The 15,181-nt window shown below is 42.1% G+C and carries 18 protein-coding genes; 10 read left to right on the forward strand and 8 right to left on the reverse strand.

The window, feature by feature from the left end; genetic code table 11:
* Positions 1-383: 383 nt before the first annotated feature.
* On the forward strand, positions 384-1,634 hold the full coding sequence (locus tag IGI52_RS00155; RefSeq protein ID WP_002346915.1) for an IS110 family transposase: 1,251 nt from the start codon (positions 384-386) through the stop codon (positions 1,632-1,634).
* A 230-nt stretch (positions 1,635-1,864) separates the two neighbouring features.
* On the opposite strand, the gene IGI52_RS00160 is transcribed toward IGI52_RS00155, so the two are convergent.
* The 4 genes from IGI52_RS00160 to IGI52_RS00175 form a co-directional block, all read right to left on the reverse strand.
* Positions 1,865-2,485 (reverse strand): TetR/AcrR family transcriptional regulator, encoded by a 621-nt coding sequence (locus IGI52_RS00160; RefSeq protein ID WP_438780075.1) that lies wholly within the window; start codon positions 2,483-2,485, stop codon positions 1,865-1,867.
* Positions 2,486-2,607: 122 nt separating this feature from the next.
* Positions 2,608-3,024 carry a VOC family protein gene (locus IGI52_RS00165; RefSeq protein WP_216453708.1) on the reverse strand — a complete coding sequence of 139 codons (417 nt, stop codon included), beginning with the start codon at positions 3,022-3,024 and terminating at the stop codon, positions 2,608-2,610.
* Positions 3,025-3,064: 40 nt separating this feature from the next.
* Positions 3,065-3,880: a helix-turn-helix domain-containing protein gene (locus tag IGI52_RS00170; RefSeq protein ID WP_438780076.1), complete on the reverse strand. Its 816-nt coding sequence runs from the start codon at positions 3,878-3,880 to the stop codon at positions 3,065-3,067.
* A 24-nt stretch (positions 3,881-3,904) separates the two neighbouring features.
* On the reverse strand, positions 3,905-4,429 hold the full coding sequence (locus IGI52_RS00175; RefSeq protein ID WP_016180511.1) for a PadR family transcriptional regulator: 525 nt from the start codon (positions 4,427-4,429) through the stop codon (positions 3,905-3,907).
* A gap of 401 nt (positions 4,430-4,830) precedes the next feature.
* On the opposite strand from IGI52_RS00175, the gene IGI52_RS00180 reads away from it, so the two are divergent.
* Complete coding sequence (locus IGI52_RS00180) at positions 4,831-4,971, forward strand: hypothetical protein (protein ID WP_155856973.1); 141 nt, start codon at positions 4,831-4,833, stop codon at positions 4,969-4,971.
* A 91-nt stretch (positions 4,972-5,062) separates the two neighbouring features.
* Here IGI52_RS00180 and IGI52_RS00185 read toward each other — a convergent pair whose 3' ends face one another.
* The 3 genes from IGI52_RS00185 to IGI52_RS00195 form a co-directional block, all read right to left on the reverse strand.
* Positions 5,063-6,076: a DUF916 and DUF3324 domain-containing protein gene (locus IGI52_RS00185; protein WP_438780077.1), complete on the reverse strand. Its 1,014-nt coding sequence runs from the start codon at positions 6,074-6,076 to the stop codon at positions 5,063-5,065.
* Between the two features lie 157 nt (positions 6,077-6,233).
* Positions 6,234-6,860 carry a WxL domain-containing protein gene (locus IGI52_RS00190; protein ID WP_154059617.1) on the reverse strand — a complete coding sequence of 209 codons (627 nt, stop codon included), beginning with the start codon at positions 6,858-6,860 and terminating at the stop codon, positions 6,234-6,236.
* The gene (locus IGI52_RS00195; protein ID WP_375355997.1) at positions 6,857-7,228 is read right to left on the reverse strand and encodes an LPXTG cell wall anchor domain-containing protein; all 372 of its coding nucleotides are present in this window, start codon (positions 7,226-7,228) and stop codon (positions 6,857-6,859) included. Before IGI52_RS00195 ends, IGI52_RS00190 begins: the two co-directional genes overlap by 4 nt.
* Before the next feature lie 335 nt (positions 7,229-7,563).
* Between IGI52_RS00195 and IGI52_RS00200 the strand changes: the two genes are divergently transcribed.
* From IGI52_RS00200 to IGI52_RS00235, 8 genes are all read left to right on the forward strand, one after another.
* On the forward strand, positions 7,564-8,937 hold the full coding sequence (locus IGI52_RS00200) for an adhesive domain-containing protein (RefSeq protein ID WP_438780078.1): 1,374 nt from the start codon (positions 7,564-7,566) through the stop codon (positions 8,935-8,937).
* Between the two features lie 329 nt (positions 8,938-9,266).
* Entirely contained in the window at positions 9,267-10,592 is a 1,326-nt protein-coding gene (gene rsxC, locus IGI52_RS00205; RefSeq protein ID WP_311894851.1) for an electron transport complex subunit RsxC, read from the forward strand.
* The gene (locus tag IGI52_RS00210) at positions 10,589-11,530 is read left to right on the forward strand and encodes an RnfABCDGE type electron transport complex subunit D (RefSeq protein ID WP_127978710.1); all 942 of its coding nucleotides are present in this window, start codon (positions 10,589-10,591) and stop codon (positions 11,528-11,530) included. Before rsxC ends, IGI52_RS00210 begins: the two co-directional genes overlap by 4 nt.
* Positions 11,527-12,090 (forward strand): FMN-binding protein, encoded by a 564-nt coding sequence (locus IGI52_RS00215; protein ID WP_438780079.1) that lies wholly within the window; start codon positions 11,527-11,529, stop codon positions 12,088-12,090. Before IGI52_RS00210 ends, IGI52_RS00215 begins: the two co-directional genes overlap by 4 nt.
* Before the next feature lie 12 nt (positions 12,091-12,102).
* Positions 12,103-12,780: an electron transport complex subunit RsxE gene (rsxE, locus tag IGI52_RS00220; RefSeq protein WP_438780080.1), complete on the forward strand. Its 678-nt coding sequence runs from the start codon at positions 12,103-12,105 to the stop codon at positions 12,778-12,780.
* Positions 12,780-13,370 (forward strand): electron transport complex protein RnfA, encoded by a 591-nt coding sequence (locus IGI52_RS00225; protein ID WP_016180520.1) that lies wholly within the window; start codon positions 12,780-12,782, stop codon positions 13,368-13,370. Before rsxE ends, IGI52_RS00225 begins: the two co-directional genes overlap by 1 nt.
* 12 nt (positions 13,371-13,382) lie before the next feature.
* On the forward strand, positions 13,383-14,195 hold the full coding sequence (locus IGI52_RS00230) for an RnfABCDGE type electron transport complex subunit B (RefSeq protein ID WP_154059611.1): 813 nt from the start codon (positions 13,383-13,385) through the stop codon (positions 14,193-14,195).
* Between the two features lie 62 nt (positions 14,196-14,257).
* Positions 14,258-14,968, forward strand: a complete 711-nt coding sequence (locus tag IGI52_RS00235) for a glucosamine-6-phosphate deaminase (RefSeq protein WP_127978714.1) — start codon at positions 14,258-14,260, stop codon at positions 14,966-14,968.
* A 51-nt stretch (positions 14,969-15,019) separates the two neighbouring features.
* On the opposite strand, the gene IGI52_RS00240 is transcribed toward IGI52_RS00235, so the two are convergent.
* Positions 15,020-15,157, reverse strand: coding sequence for a hypothetical protein (locus IGI52_RS00240; RefSeq protein ID WP_161169098.1), 138 nt, complete (start codon positions 15,155-15,157; stop codon positions 15,020-15,022).
* Positions 15,158-15,181 lie beyond the last annotated feature (24 nt).

The following is a 15,181-nucleotide window of genomic DNA, read 5'->3' on the forward strand; positions in this document are numbered from 1 at the left end:
TCGTAATATATATTTTGAAGAAACTTTCATTCCTTCAATCGCCCTTAGGGGCTATTCCTAATATGTTTAAATAAAATAACGATTACTACTTGGATACTGTAGGATATTCCTGAATAATAAGTCTTGGAAAGGACTTACGGGAAGACGCTATCACCTTCTGCAGTTTTACTGCGACAGAAAGTCTGTGACCCGAACCGTTGGTATAACCTCCAACACACTAGCTGAGTCCATTGACCTCTACCAATCCTAGTAGAGATTGGGTGGCTTAGAGGTTTAATGAATGAAACTCTATTATGCGAGGCTGTCGTTAGACAACGTGATTCTGGGATATCCCACAGTACCCAAGCAATTTCCGAATAATCAATGAAAGGAGGTCCTTCCACATGAAACTATTTGTCGGTTTAGACGTTAGTTCTGAAAAATTAGATGCTTGCTTTATGACAGACGATTCAACTTGCTCTGTTTTAAAAGAAGCATCTTATGGAAATAGTCAACTTGGCGCAAGCCAGATCAAAGAATACATTCTCGAATTTTCTCAAAAATTTGAGATAGAGAGCTTAGTGATTGGAATGGAGGCCACATCTTTATATAGCTTTCATCCAGCTATGTTTTTTAAAGAAGATCTTGAGTTAAATCAATTGAACCTTATGGTTTCAGTTGAACAACCAAATAAAATTAAAAAGTATCGTGATATTTTTGAAGAAAACAAAAACGATCAAATTGATGCTTTTTATATCGCTGACTATTTTCGCATCCAAAGGCAAGTCAACTCCATCATTAAAGAGGAAGAATACCTTGCCCTCCAACACTTAACTAGAACGCGTTATCAGCTAATTAAACAGCTGGTTCGTACAAAGCAACACTTTATCGAAAACATTTATTATAAATGCAACACGCTTTCTAAAGAACTAAAAGCAGAAGGTGGATCCGTTTTAAGTGCCACATTAGTAACTCTAATGACGGAAGATTACACAATGGACCAACTTGCCGAACTGTCATTAGAAGAGTTTGCGAACCTAATTCAAAAACTAGGGAAGTATCGTTTTAAAAATCCCGAAGGAATTGCAAAGGCAATTTCTAAAGCCATACGTAGTTCCTACCGGTTAGGAAAAGTCCATCAGGACTCTGTAGATATTGTTTTGGGTGTTCTAGCCAAAGAAATTCGTAGTCTTGAAAAGTTAATTAAAGACTTAGACAAAGCCATTGACGATTTAGTCGTTGTGCTACCTGAATATCAATGTTTAACCAGTATTCCAGGAATCGGTCCTGTTTATGCTGCGGGTATACTCGCTGAAATTGGCCCTATCAATCGCTTTTCAGATGAAAGCAAATTGGCTAAATATGCCGGTTTATATTGGCGACAGAACCAATCAGGTAACTCTGAGTATGAAAATACTCCTATGGCCAAACGAGGCAATCGTTATCTCCGTTATTATCTAGTTGAAGCCACCAACTCCGTAAGGAGATACGAGCCTGAGTACCATGCGTATTATAAGAAAAAATACGCTGAAACACCCAAGCATAAACACAAACGAGCCATCGTACTAACCGCAAGAAAATTTACGCGTCTGGTGGATACGCTACTACGTAACCATCAACTCTATATGCCACCAAGGAGCGTGATAGATAAATAACAGTATGTTATTGACGCTAATCCTTGGAAGTACCCGAAAAAATTTTTAATTTTGGTCGGGTTTAGTTCAGTGCGCTTCAAAAATTAACTACCTTTAAAAATCTTTTGAAAAATTATCTTGACTTATTACCACTAGACTTTCTGCAGGGGGTTATTTTTTGTGCCTAATTGTGAGAAAGACCAGAAAAACAAGAGACAACCAACAAGAATCAACACTTTTTTCATTTCTAATTACTCTTGATAAAAAACGTTTTTAAGGTCTTCTAAATACTGTATTAGCTTATCGGTGATGGCTTGGTAATCAATCTGTTCAGGATTTGTATTTTTCAATTCTTCCAAAATCTCATTAGTAAAGCCGATGTTTCCCCAAAGAATCAATTGCTTACAGCGATCCACATTAAGTCCTGTTCGAAATTTCGTTTCATCAATCCCTTCAAATAAATCCTTTTCACAAGAAGAATGCTGTTGTTTAGCTAAGTCAGCTACTTTTTGATTGATCATCTCAGAGGTTGTTTTAATCTTTACATTCGTAAAATCAAGAATCCAAGGGTTCCGTTTCATCAAGTCAATTTGTAACATGTAAGATTGCAGTAATCGATTAAAGATGTCTTTTTCTTGCCATTTCAATTTCGTCCAATAATCCTCAGCGATTGTTTTTTGACAATAATCCAATAAGAGCGAAAACAACTCCTCTTTGCTTTTTACATAGTGAAACATCAAGGCCTTCGACATTCCAGCCGCTTTTGCGATTCGATTCGTCGACGCTTCCTCATAGCCACGTTGGGAAAATTCCCGCAATCCCGCATTCAGAATCCGTTGAATCTTTGGATCATTTGTATTGATTTCAGTCAAAGCGCTCACTTCCTTACCTAGTAGGTTAATTAGAGTGTAGCAGGATTTACCTATCAGGTCAATTCCGAAAAAGTAAAAAACCAATAACTGATTTCGTTATTGGTTCATAAAGAATTATTAAGCTATTTCATCGCTGAAATGATCCAAGTCACGCCGTATTTATCCTTCACACAGCCGCTGATACTGCTGTCATCGGGTGGGGGATTGCTGGCGATTGCTGCGACAACTGTTCCTTCACTGGATAACTCCGAAAAGATATGTCTAGCCATAGCCTCTTCAGGTAAATGTGCTTGGATCGCGATATTTCCATTTTTTTCTATCGGTTCTGGATAATCTGCACCAGTGATGCCATCAAATTCGCTGATAGCAAGTCGCGCATGCATGACTTTGTTTTTTAGTTCTGTGGGAATTGGAAAATTAGGATTGTCAGGCATCTCATCGTATTTAGACATGTGTTGAATGTTGCCATTGAAGAGTTGGGCATACCATAAAAATGCTTCTTCGCATGCCCCATTAAAACGGATATAGGGTGAAAACATAAACTTCAGCTACCTTTCTTCTTTACTTGAAAGTATACCTTTACAATTTGTAGGGGTCATTGTAAAAAAGGGACATCTTCTCTAGGTATTTCTTAGGAGTGATCCCATAGATTGCGGTGAAGTCATGGATAAAATGAGCATAGTCATGATGACCGGTCTCCTCAAATAGCAAGGACGTTTCGGGTTTGCTATGTAATAGATCAACAGCTCGCTTCATGCGGATGATTCGAGAACAGGTTTTAACCTTTGCTCCGGTATATTTCATAAATAAGCGATTCAATTGCTTTTCACTGTAATACGTTTCTTTTCCCAGATCCTTTACACGAACTGATCCATTGCTTTTAAGGAGTTTTTCAAAAGCGATGCAAAACGCAGGATTCAATTCTATTTGATTTATTTTTTTCAAGAAAATTTGATCCAAATTACTCGCCAATTTATGAATCGTTTTGGCAGTGTAATATGCTTCGGCTATTTGTTCATATAATGCCTGATTTAAATCTGCAAAGAGAAATCCCTTGTCTGCCAGGTGATGCTGATCAATGTTCAGAAAAGGATAAAGTCCAGACGCGTGAAACTCTACTAAAAACATAAAATCAAATTGCCGCGCATAGTCAGCAATCATCGTTGGTTTTGTGTTTACACCTCGAAGACCTGCGGTAAATTGACCGTTTTGAAAGGTACACACAAGGGTTGAACTGATGGTGGGCAGGATTGTTTGCTGCGGATGCATTTTACTAGGATCAGTAAAAGTATAATTGGCAATATAGGGTCGCAGTAATGGATGGGGAGAAAGGATAATCATATTGCCATTGATTGTTGAAAATGAACTTTTATAGATATTTTCTTTATTTAGCATAGATAGGTCCTCCGATTATTATCCTCAAAATCCTTTCTTCACAGTAACAATCCATTCCTCAATGGCCTTAATTAAAAGTAACTGCTGATGCATCACAGCTTTTCCAGTGGCAGGAATATCTGATTCAGCCTTGTTGGTTAGAAGGCTTTCTTCCAAGGTTGCTTTCATTTTTTGTACATTAGCTTCAATGATACTGATGCAGGCCTTTTGATCTGCGGGGGAGAGACTGTCGAGGTTGAGAATCACGGCATTGAAATCTAGAAAAATATTGATAGGGCGAGCAGCGATCCCCAGCATTAATTTCTCGAATTCAGTCTTGCCTTTTTTGGTTAATGAGTAGACGGCTTTTTCGGGCATCTTTCCATTTTTCTTCAGGGTGCTTTTGACGTAGCCTTGTTTTTCCAGCTGCAGCATCTTTTTATAGATTGTTGGCGTACTGACTTTTACCCATTGAGAAATGTTGCGGTATTCAATAAGTTTTTGGATATCATAGGCACTGAGAGATTCTTTTTTTAGAATTCCCAGAACAATCAAATCAATCGTTCGCATCGCTAAACCCTTCTTTCTATCCAGTTTTCTATTTAATCTATCTACGAGTGATAGTAGAACGACTACTATCATTTATAGTAGTTTGTTTTTGTTGTCATGTCAAATCTCGTTGACAGTAGACGAGACTATCTATCAAAACGACAAGTTGGATTATTTAGACAAGAGGGGGAAGGTGACCGCAGAGTTTTCTCATTGTTACGAATAATCAATTTTTTAACAGATTAACAAGTTCCTGGGGGTAACCCAAATCCTTTTCAGTATATAATCTAGGTGTACAGAAGGATAGATTTGTACTGATTTATTCTTAAAGGCAAAAGCATTCGCTGAATGATTGACGGCATTTGAATCAAACGACTTTTTTGGACAATTATTATTTTGGAATGGGTAAGGAGGAAAAGGATATGCGTACAAAAGTATTGGCCCGTCAAAGAGGATGGGACCTTCGGCAGTCATTACGGGAGAAAATAGGAATTATTGTTTTTGGCTCATTTATTTTAGCAGCTGCTAATTTGCTGTGTATCGTGCTTCTTGTATTGCTGTAACGTTGTTTATTTTAGTAACAATCCGTCTAGCTACTCAACCTTATTAAAAAAAAGCGGCGCCTCTTTTGAAATGAAGAGGCGCCGCTTTCTTTTATTTTCCATCTATTTTCTTCTTCAAGTTCCTGTTTCGGTTATACATGAAGATTACGACGGCTAGTAATAGGATGATCACGGCAATCCCTGCCCAGATCCAAGGTGTTGTCGTGTCCTTTTCAAGTGAAACATCTTGATCATTGTAATTATTGGCTTTTTCTTGATTAATGGTGAAGGTTGGACTGCCGGTCCATTTTTGTTCTCCGGAGCGTACGGTCATTTTGACGGTATAGGTTCCTGGAGAAAACTCCGTATTGTCCATTTGAATCAAGAAGGGCATGCGTGAACTTGGTGCTAAGGTTAACTTTTCTTTCTTGTCTTTGGTGAGAGTTTTGCCATCTTTTTCGACTTGATAATCAATGGCTGTATTTTTGACGTAGGTTGATTTTTCATTGTCAACAGTCACGGTCACCGCATTGCGGTGATTGACCTGAAGGGCATTTGCTTGGGCGATTTTCAAATCTGGTTTTACTTCGTCTGTTTTATTTTGCAGCAAGACGGCGATCTCTCGTGAAAACACATTTTTGATATTGCCTTCGACTTTTTCGGTTGAAATTTGTTCGATGTAAAGGCCGCCAGCTAGAACTCCCTCAAATTCTTTGTCTGGCATCTTTACATCCAAATGAATATCTTTTGATTCCTTTGGTGCTATATCAATAGCTTGGTCACTGAGCTTGACGTAGTCGGTGATATTGGGACCGAAATCACTCTCATCTTCATTCATCCCGGAGTATTCAACGACACCCAGACTATTAGTGACCGCACGATTAAAGGCGGCCTTCAGCTTGATCGGCTGCTCTGTCCGATTAGTTAAGGTAACTGTTAGTCGCTCGGTTTCATTTGGTTGGTACTGTAAATCGTAGTAAAGCTGTTCTTTTCCGATTTGATGCTCTGATGGGTGAATCACCGCATCAAAGCTATCCAATGACTCTCCATGAGCGACAATTGGTAAAAATGAAAAGGCTAGTACGAGGAACAGTCCTCGAATCAATGAAATGGGCTGCTTTAACATTTTTTGTCTCCTTCAATTGTATTTTCCGCGTAATGGAAGAGTCTCTCTCAATCGTTTCTTTCCCCTTTATTTATCAATCAAAGGGCAGAATCATGGTCTACAGCCTGGGATCGCCTTCACAGTAGGCGTGGCTGCAGTCGGGATTCTGCCCGAGTTTTTAGCTTGGTGTTGATGAGAAGGTCCATACGACTGTTGTTTGGTATTGGGCCGCTGTCTTTGCCGTATTGGCGGGTACATTCAAGGTAAATTTATTGATCGGCAAAGCAGTTTCGCCGGCCCCTTGATTGGCTTGCGCAGTGATGACGGAGTTTGTTTGACCAAGAACTAAGTCAACCGTGCTGTTATTGGCGATTCCATCACCTGTCGGTAGCGAGTTCACGTTGTTGGTAAGAGCTCCGACAGTAAAGGATAGGATCGCTCCAGAAAGTTCACTTTGCCCAGCCGTGAATTGTGTTGGCTGAGCGACCTTTACAGACCAGCCGCTACCAGCCGCCCCGCGATTATCGCTGACAGCAACTTGTCCAGTTGTTACTGGAGAAGCTTGTTCGCCATCAGAGGTAGCTGTCCAAGTTTCTGCTTGTGTTGTTTGGATTGGGTGCGAACCAAAGTTCAAGTTTGTAGGCAGAGACGCACTTGGATCACCGGGTATTTGCGGATCAAAAGTGATGCCGCCAGATGTATAGTCAACGGTACCGGTGGTGTCGGCAGCGTGAGCGCCAGTTGCAAAGGTAAATAGGCTGCCGGCAAAAAGCGCGGCAATGAATAAGGCTGCTTGTTTTTTCATTCGTTTTTCCTCCTATTTTTGACGATTCGCCACCCTAAAAAAGCGATTGCGAGGATCAGTAATCCAATAATGACTAAAAAGATATTCCGTTGATCATTTGTTTGCAGAAATCGGGTAATGCCTGAGTGCTGCATGCTACTTCGATTACTTGGTGAAGCAGGTGTTTCTTTATGATTATCAACATCAGTCGTGCTGTTGCTTGTTACGCTAGTACTGTTCTGAGAGCTTGCGGTGGAACTGTCACTAGCAGCCGTACTGCTTTCGTAATAGTATTGAACCTTGCCGTTGGTAACGGCCGCTTCGCTCGTTGGAGAAGGGACAACGAAGAGTGACAGAAAAAACAAGAGGATTCCAATCTGTGTCTTCAATTGTCTCCCCCTTTCTTGGAAAAAATGTAGTGGCTCTTTTCTGCGCAGAAAAGAAAATATTTCTTATGTCGGAATTATATAAGCTTATTAGAAAATAACGCTATAAGATTGCTCACAGAATTTTCACAGTTAAGCAAAATATTTTTCACTTTTTGATACACCAGCTTTAATTAAGGGAGAAGGTATAGAAATAAAGGGCTTTTTTATTGGATTATCCAAGAAAGCTTAGCAATTAAAAACAAATAAATGATCAATTTTTACCTGTCATCGATTATTTTCTCGCGAAGGAAATTTTTGAAGGGAGCAATCCAAGCGAGAATAAAGGGGGAGATAAAATGACGAAAAAGCGGCTTCGTTTGTTTCATAAATGTTGGCTTACAGGACTAGCTATTTTTCTATTTTTAACCAGTTCAAATATCATTGTGAGTGCGGTGTCATTGGATCTATTTTCAAATACACAAGTGAGCAACAACAGCGGGACTACTTCAGTAGCACCCTATTTAAATGTTGCGAATAAGCCCGTGACTTTTACGATAAATGGAACAACAGCAATAGGCGCGACGGCGGGAAGGACAGGTGCGAAGTATGTATTTGTCAATGTACCGGCGCAATTAGCTGGTAAGGTTCAAAAAGATGGAAATGCCACTGTAGATACCACAGTCACGGTACTGGCTTCTGATATCAAGGCTGTAACAGGAACGGTTTTGGATTTGGTAACATCATTGACCGGATTACTGACAACCTTGGGATTGGGTACGCTGGTGACAAATCTTAACAGTGCGGTTACGGCATTGAATAAGGAAGACTTCGGGCGTCAGGTATTCCTATCTCCGGTAGAGCAGTATTCGTCGACTCTATTAAGAGCGGATATTAGCCAAGGACTGCTGCCAATTATAACGAACGCGTTGATCATACGTTTACAGGCCATACAAGCGATCGTTCAGGGAATCACTCCTCTACCTTTAATCAATGTAGTCTTAAATAACCTCTTAACTGCTTTGACGAATACGATTAGTACCCTTGGCAATGCGAATTCGACAGTTAGCAAAAATTTAGTAGCGGCTTCCATTTTAGGGTCAACGAGCGTTTCGTTTCCGACATTGGTCTCTAGCCCCACAGGATTGACACAAGATTTTACGGCTGTTGTACGCGGCGGGATTTTTCAAACAGATAATTTTGATGTCCAGCTGTTAAGCAACTATGGCGGTAATACAAATCTTTATTTCGCCGCTGGAAGCCTGACGATGAAGAACGAATTATTGCCAAGCAGTTTGAACTTCGGCAGTCATCCGGTTCAAACGAAAGTTGATGAAACATGGAATGCCTATATCGGTGGGAGTAGCGCCAATCCGCTGCAAACAGGAACGATCCGAATTGATGATACTCGAACTACAGCAAAAGCCTGGCAGCTGAAACTTGCGCAAACAAATTCTTGGGTAAGCGGGCAGAAGAATTTAGCTAATGCTCGGCTAGATATCGTCTTAGGTGGAGTAAATAGCAACTTTCAAAATTATTTTTCCATTTCAAATCAGACAGTCCATATGCTCCCTAGCAATCAAGTGACCTTATTTTCCTTGAGCGCGACTACAGCTCCCGGCTATTTCGAGATGCCGCTGAATCAGTTTCAGCTTTTTGTTCCTAAAAATACCCCAAAACAAACGGGAACTTATCAAACCATTCTGCAGTGGACCATTTCCAATACACCATAAGTGATAAGCGATTAAAGTGCCTAAGAAATTAGGCGCTTTTTTTTGTGAGTTTGTGAAAACTAATTACATTTGTTTTTCACTGTGCTATCATAAACGTATAAGTATACTGATAAAATCGATACTGAAGTTTGTGAATCATTTTGTGAAAAGTTTTTTCGGATTAAACAAATGAACGTATAAAACCGAGCTAGCTACAGGTTCAGCTTCACTTTTTTGGCATTTTTCTTCTATTATTTATTTGGGGTAAGAATAAGCCTGCTGGTGTATGAAATGTTGCAAAATGAGGAGTAAGCCCAATGATTTTGTTGGACTACAGGGGAGGTTTGTCTATGGAAACATTAACGAAAGCAATCGCAAAGTTCAAAGGAGGTGTCAAAGTCCCCCATAATAAAAATACGGCAGAATTTGAAAGCGTTTTTATGGAGCCGCCGAAAATTGTGACCATTCCAATGCAGCAGCACATTGGAGGTGTTTGTACGCCGACGGTTAAAAAAGGGGACGTTGTCACAGTCGGACAGGTAATCGCGGATTCGGAAGCCTTTGTCTCAGCTCCGATCCATGCCTCTGTTTCTGGAAAGGTAAAGGGAATCAAACCGGTTTTGATGGCGAATGGTCAGATGTGTGACGCGATTCATATCGCAAGTGATGGGTTACCTGTGGAATTTCCGGAACCCAAGCCGGTGGAGATCCACTCAAAGGAGGATCTTTTGAAGGCAGCACGAGATAGCGGCATTGTTGGTATTGGCGGCGCCGGATTTCCTATGCACGTAAAGCTGAATGTTAATGAGAGCACACCGATTGATACGCTGGTGATTAACGGGGCAGAATGTGAACCCTTCATTACATCGGATTACCGCGAAAGTTTGGAGTATCCGGAACGGATTATTGCAGGAATGCAGCTGGTGATGAAGTACCTGAATATCGCTCATGGTGTTATCGGCATTGAGAGTAATAAGCCAAAAGGATTAAGAAGGTTGCGCGATCATTTAAATGAGTTAGCTGATCGCGATCCGTCCATTGATGTTATGGAAATTCCATCATTGTACCCGCAAGGAGCGGAAAAAATGCTGGTTTACGCCACCACTGGACGAAAAATTCCACCAGGGAAATTGCCGTCTGAGGTTGGATGCTTAATCATGAATATTTCAACCATTTCACTGTTGCAGCGTTATATCGAGATCGGCATGCCATTAACCCACAAACGAATTACCGTGGATGGTAATGTGGCTGAGCCGAAAAATGTCGTGGTTCCAGTGGGGACACCAATCGGCGAAGTAATTGATTATTGCGGCGGATTGATCGATGAACCTAGCAAGATTATTTTAGGTGGACCAATGATGGGAATTGCCCAATTTTCTGTCGATTTGCCAATCACGAAGCAAACCAATGCCATCACAATTTTAGGAGCTGCACAACAACTGCCGGAGGAATCACCATGTATCCGCTGCGGACGCTGTGTGGAGGCTTGCCCGATGTCGCTGTTGCCTGTACAAATCGAACGCTGTACTCATAATAATGACCTTGCAGGCTTGAAAAAATTGAATGTCTCCGCCTGTATGGAATGCGGCTGCTGTGCCTTCGTTTGTCCGGCTGGCCGAAGACTCGTTCAGTCAATGAAACGAGCGAAACAGTTAGAAAGGGAGGCTGCCAAATGAACAAATTACCTGTTTCCATTTCACCCCATCTGCACTCTGGACGGAGCAGCCGAGGAATCATGCAGGACGTGATCATCGCCTTGATCCCGGCAGTGATTGCCTCCACGATTATCTTTGGCTTTCGTGCGCTTATCTTGATTATTGTAACGGTTGCGGCGTGTGTCATCAGTGAGTATGTCACTCGGAAAATCTTAAAGCGGCCAGATTCGATTCACAATTTGACAGCAGTTGTCACAGGAATCTTATTAGCCTTGAATCTGCCGGTAACCTTGCCATTTTGGATGGCTATTTTAGGTGGTGTGATTGCAATCGTGATCGTGAAGGAATTTTTCGGCGGAGTTGGTCAAAACTTCGTGAATCCCGCGATCACTGCCCGAATTATTCTGATGATGTCCTTTGCTTCCCAAATGAGTACGTGGCAGCCGCCGCTGAACTATTATATGTTCCGACCAGACGTCATTTCATCGGCGACTTATTTTTCAGCCTCTCAGACAGGTCAGAAGATTCCCTCGTTATTGGATATGTTTTTGGGTATACGCGCGGGAAGTCTAGGTGAGACCTGTGCTTTAGCCTTGCTGCTCGGCGGCGCCTACTTGGTAGTAAGAAAGGTGATTTCACCGATTATTCCGCTTTGTTTTATCGGAACAGTGGTCATTTTTTCTACCTTATTAGGCGGAGATCCGTTATATCAAATGATGTCAGGCGGATTACTACTAGGGGCGATTTTCATGGCGACGGATTATACGACTTCACCGATTACCAGAAACGGCAAGATTATTTTTGGGATTGGTTGCGGGATTATTACCGTCTTGATTCGTTTCTTTGCGGCGTTACCAGAGGGTGTTTCTTATGCCATTTTATTAATGAATATTTTAGTCCCTCATATTGAGAATTTGACGATTCCGAAGGTTTTTGGTGAGGAGGCGAAGGTAAAATGAAGCGATCCAGTTCCAAAGTCATTTTTACCGATGCGTTATGTCTCTTCATCATCTGTCTAGTGATCACCTTTGCAGTAGCTGGAACACGTTCTGTTTTTAAAGACCGAATCGCCAAGCAAGAATGGGAGCAAACTCAAAGTGTCATGAGCCAGCTGATTAAGGCTGATGACTTTCAAGAAGTCAAAGTAGCAGGGGATAATCAAGGCTACAAAGCGCTAGATAGTGGTGGCAAGACTGTTGGTTATCTTTTCGTGACAAAGGCCTATGGCTACGGCAGTGACGTGAGTGTCATGAGTGCAGTGATGGATGGCAAAGTCATCGGTGTCGATGTGCTGGATGCCTCTAACGAAACGCCGGGACTTGGTCAAAATGTCACGAGAAAAGAGTTTATCGATCAGTTTGACGGTACCGATGAGACGCTGGAGGTAGTGAAGAACGATCCTGCGAATATGAATCAAGTAGAAGCGGTAACAGGAGCAACCAAATCCTCCAACGCCGTTGCTGCATCAGTCAAAGAGGCACTTGCTCTGTTTGAACAAGTCGCTACGTCAGAGAAATAGGGAGGAGAAGCAATGGAAAAAGAAAAAGCATCCACTATTTTCAGCAGAGGGTTGATCAAAGAAAATCCTGTCCTGCGTCTGATGTTAGGGACCTGTCCAACGTTAGCGGTGACGACCTCTGCAATGAATGGTTTAGGAATGGGTGTTGCGGCAACGGTCGTTCTTTTAGGCTCGAATGTCGTAATTTCACTTTTGCGAAAGGTGATTCCTGATCGTGTCAGAATCCCAGCATTTATCACCATCATCGCGGGCTTTGTAACAGTTGTTCAATTAATGGTGAAGGCGTTGGCCCCTGCCTTAGATGCTACTTTAGGGATTTATCTACCCTTAATCGTAGTGAACTGTATTATTCTAGGGCGTGCAGAGGCTTACGCAAAAAATAATACCGTGCTTCATTCCGCTTTAGATGGGTTAGGAATGGGTGTCGGCTTTACAATGGCGCTGCTATGTATGGGCGGTATTCGTGAACTGCTTGGTAGCGGAACTTTATTAGGCTTTTCGATTACGGCAGGTGTGATTCCACCAATGACGATCATGCTGCTGCCGCCAGGCGGGTTCTTCGTCTTCGGTATGCTGGTGATGCTAGCGAATAAGTTGAGTGATCGCAAGACGAAAGAAATCGATTGTAGTGCTTGTCCGGTCGCTGAAGCCTGTACCACGGTTTGTGATGAAAAGGCGGGTGATCAGTGATGCAGATTTTTGTAACGATTTTAGTTGCCGGTATTTTAACGGATAATTTTGTCTTGTCACAGTTTCTAGGAATTTGTCCATTTTTGGGAGTATCGAAGAAATTGGACACGGCTGTCGGCATGTCTCTCGCGGTTACCTTTGTTATGGTATTAGCGACCTTAGTAACCTATCCGCTGTATGCTTCGGTATTAGTACCGATGGGGCTGGATTACCTTCAAACGATCGTCTTTATCCTGACGATTGCCGCTCTTGTGCAGCTAGTAGAAGTGGTGATGAAACGGTATATGACTCCGCTTTATAACGCGTTAGGAATTTATCTACCCTTAATCACTACAAACTGTGCAGTTCTTGGTGTTACAATCCTGAATTTTTCGAAAAATTATTCCTTCGTGCAATCAATGGTTAATTCATTTGCCGCAGGAATCGGGTTTTTAGTCGCAATGGTAATTTTTGCCGGGGTACGCGGCCGCTTGGAGGGAAATGATATTCCCGAGTCGCTTAAAGGGCTGCCAATTACATTGATTGCCGCCGCTATCGTATCGTTGTCGTTTCTTGGATTTGCCGGCTTGGCAGAAGGATTATTCCAGTAGGGGGTGGAAATAATGACAGAAATCATGATACCCATCGGCATTGTTAGCGGGATGGGATTAATCGCAGGAGTCATTCTTTCCTTGGCAACCATCATCTTCCATAAACCGGTGGATGAAAAGGAAGAAGCCTTGCGAGAAGCGCTGCCGGGAATCAATTGCGGAGCCTGTGGCTTTTCCGGCTGCGATGGTTATGCTAAAGCGATGGCTAAAGGAGAAGCAGGAGCCACCAACTGTACGCCAGGGGGCCCATCTACCCAACAAGCCTTGGCAGAGATATTAGGCGTTGAAGTTGGGGATGTTCAGAAGGTTGCTGCCTTTGTTCGCTGTAATGGCACCTGTGAGTTTACGAATAAGAAAATGGCTTACGCCGGAACGGAGACCTGCTACGGCGCCAACCAAATTTTTGGCGGTCCGCAAGATTGTCGTTTTGGCTGTATGGGATTTGGTGATTGCGCGGCTGTTTGCGACTATGATGCGTTGCACATTGTAGACGGGGTGGCCAAGGTTGATCCTGATAAATGTGTCGGCTGCTTGAAATGTATCACCGCTTGTCCAAAAAATCTGATCAAGATGCTGCCGGCAGAAAACACTGCGCTCGTGGCCTGCTCCAATCAGGATAAAGGCGGTGGTGTGCGAAAAATCTGTGATGTGGGCTGTATCACCTGTAATCGGTGTGTGAAGACCTGTCCGCAAAAAGCCATTAAGATGGAAAATAATGTTGCGGTAATTGATCCAGATCTGTGCATTGACTGCGGCGAATGTGTCGAAATCTGTCCGCAAAATTGTATTTTACAGATGCCGGCCAAGGAAAAGATTCCTAGTTAATAAAAAACGGAACCCCTTTCAAAAAGATATGCTATCATTAAAAGAAAAGGGCAGGTGTTGAAATGAAATTATTAGTAACAGAGGATTATGAAACATTAAGTCAAATAACGGCGGACATCGTTTTGATGAAGTGGGCGGAAAGTCGCCGCGTGAATCTGGCGCTGACTGCGGGCTCTTCACCTAAGCGTGCGTATGAAATCTTAGCTGAACGATTGAAGCAGGTGTCTTTTGATCAAAGCTTGGCTCATTTTTACAATTTTGATGAAATTACCTTAAAGGGTCAAGAATACGGAATGACGATGCAGGCCTTAACGAAGGAATTATTCGAGCCGTTAGGAATTGAAGAAGAAAATATTGAAGTGTTAGATGTCCAAAATTATCAGGACTACGATCGACAAATCGCTGAAGATGGCGGCTTGGATTTGGTTTTGATGGGCATCGGTGGAGACGGTCACTTCTGTGGCAATCTGCCAGATTTCACCTCCTTTGATTTCGGTGTTTATCGGGTACCAATCGAGAAGGATGATGAGCTATATAAGCTGATTGATGAATCAAGTCCCCATGAACCAGGAGAAGAAATGGTGACATTTGGCGCTCAAACGGTTTTAGCAGCAAAAGAATTGGTTCTGATCGCTAATGGCGAGAAGAAGGCCGCAATTATCAAACAGGCGTTGGAAGGACCAATTACAGAAGATGTTCCCGCGTCAGTTTTGCGCTTGCATCCGAATCTAACGGTGATTTTAGATCGTGAAGCAGCAAGTTTATTAGACTAGTAAAGATAGAAAAAGAGAGGCGTGATCGTCTCTCTTTTTCTGTGGAATTACTTAATTAATCAGCTTTGCCGAAGCTTCATCAGCAATCGCCATAATATTAGAATGCAGTCTCAAGATAACCATGAGAAATTCACTGTTAATAATCAGCAAATCAAATTTCCCAACATCTTTTTTAAGTGCATTTGACAAGTTAACAACTGTTCACTATAATTT

This window comes from Enterococcus sp. DIV0187, assembly GCF_051713785.1.
Taxonomy (GTDB): Bacteria; Bacillota; Bacilli; order Lactobacillales; family Enterococcaceae; genus Enterococcus_A; species Enterococcus_A avium.

Excerpts from the sequence above, each read along its gene's own strand:
- rsxC (WP_311894851.1), top strand. The coding sequence starts at position 9,267 with ATGGAAACATTAACGAAAGCAATCGCAAAGTTCAAAGGAGGTGTCAAA.
- IGI52_RS00225 (WP_016180520.1), top strand. The coding sequence starts at position 12,780 with ATGCAGATTTTTGTAACGATTTTAGTTGCCGGTATTTTAACGGATAAT.
- IGI52_RS00170 (WP_438780076.1), bottom strand. The coding sequence starts at position 3,880 with ATGCTAAATAAAGAAAATATCTATAAAAGTTCATTTTCAACAATCAAT.
- IGI52_RS00180 (WP_155856973.1), top strand. The coding sequence starts at position 4,831 with ATGCGTACAAAAGTATTGGCCCGTCAAAGAGGATGGGACCTTCGGCAG.
- IGI52_RS00165 (WP_216453708.1), bottom strand. The coding sequence starts at position 3,024 with ATGTTTTCACCCTATATCCGTTTTAATGGGGCATGCGAAGAAGCATTT.
- IGI52_RS00210 (WP_127978710.1), top strand. The coding sequence starts at position 10,589 with ATGAACAAATTACCTGTTTCCATTTCACCCCATCTGCACTCTGGACGG.
- IGI52_RS00235 (WP_127978714.1), top strand. The coding sequence starts at position 14,258 with ATGAAATTATTAGTAACAGAGGATTATGAAACATTAAGTCAAATAACG.
- IGI52_RS00215 (WP_438780079.1), top strand. The coding sequence starts at position 11,527 with ATGAAGCGATCCAGTTCCAAAGTCATTTTTACCGATGCGTTATGTCTC.
- IGI52_RS00175 (WP_016180511.1), bottom strand. The coding sequence starts at position 4,429 with ATGCGAACGATTGATTTGATTGTTCTGGGAATTCTAAAAAAAGAATCT.
- IGI52_RS00200 (WP_438780078.1), top strand. The coding sequence starts at position 7,564 with ATGACGAAAAAGCGGCTTCGTTTGTTTCATAAATGTTGGCTTACAGGA.
- IGI52_RS00155 (WP_002346915.1), top strand. The coding sequence starts at position 384 with ATGAAACTATTTGTCGGTTTAGACGTTAGTTCTGAAAAATTAGATGCT.
- rsxE (WP_438780080.1), top strand. The coding sequence starts at position 12,103 with ATGGAAAAAGAAAAAGCATCCACTATTTTCAGCAGAGGGTTGATCAAA.
- IGI52_RS00230 (WP_154059611.1), top strand. The coding sequence starts at position 13,383 with ATGACAGAAATCATGATACCCATCGGCATTGTTAGCGGGATGGGATTA.
- IGI52_RS00190 (WP_154059617.1), bottom strand. The coding sequence starts at position 6,860 with ATGAAAAAACAAGCAGCCTTATTCATTGCCGCGCTTTTTGCCGGCAGC.
- IGI52_RS00185 (WP_438780077.1), bottom strand. The coding sequence starts at position 6,076 with ATGTTAAAGCAGCCCATTTCATTGATTCGAGGACTGTTCCTCGTACTA.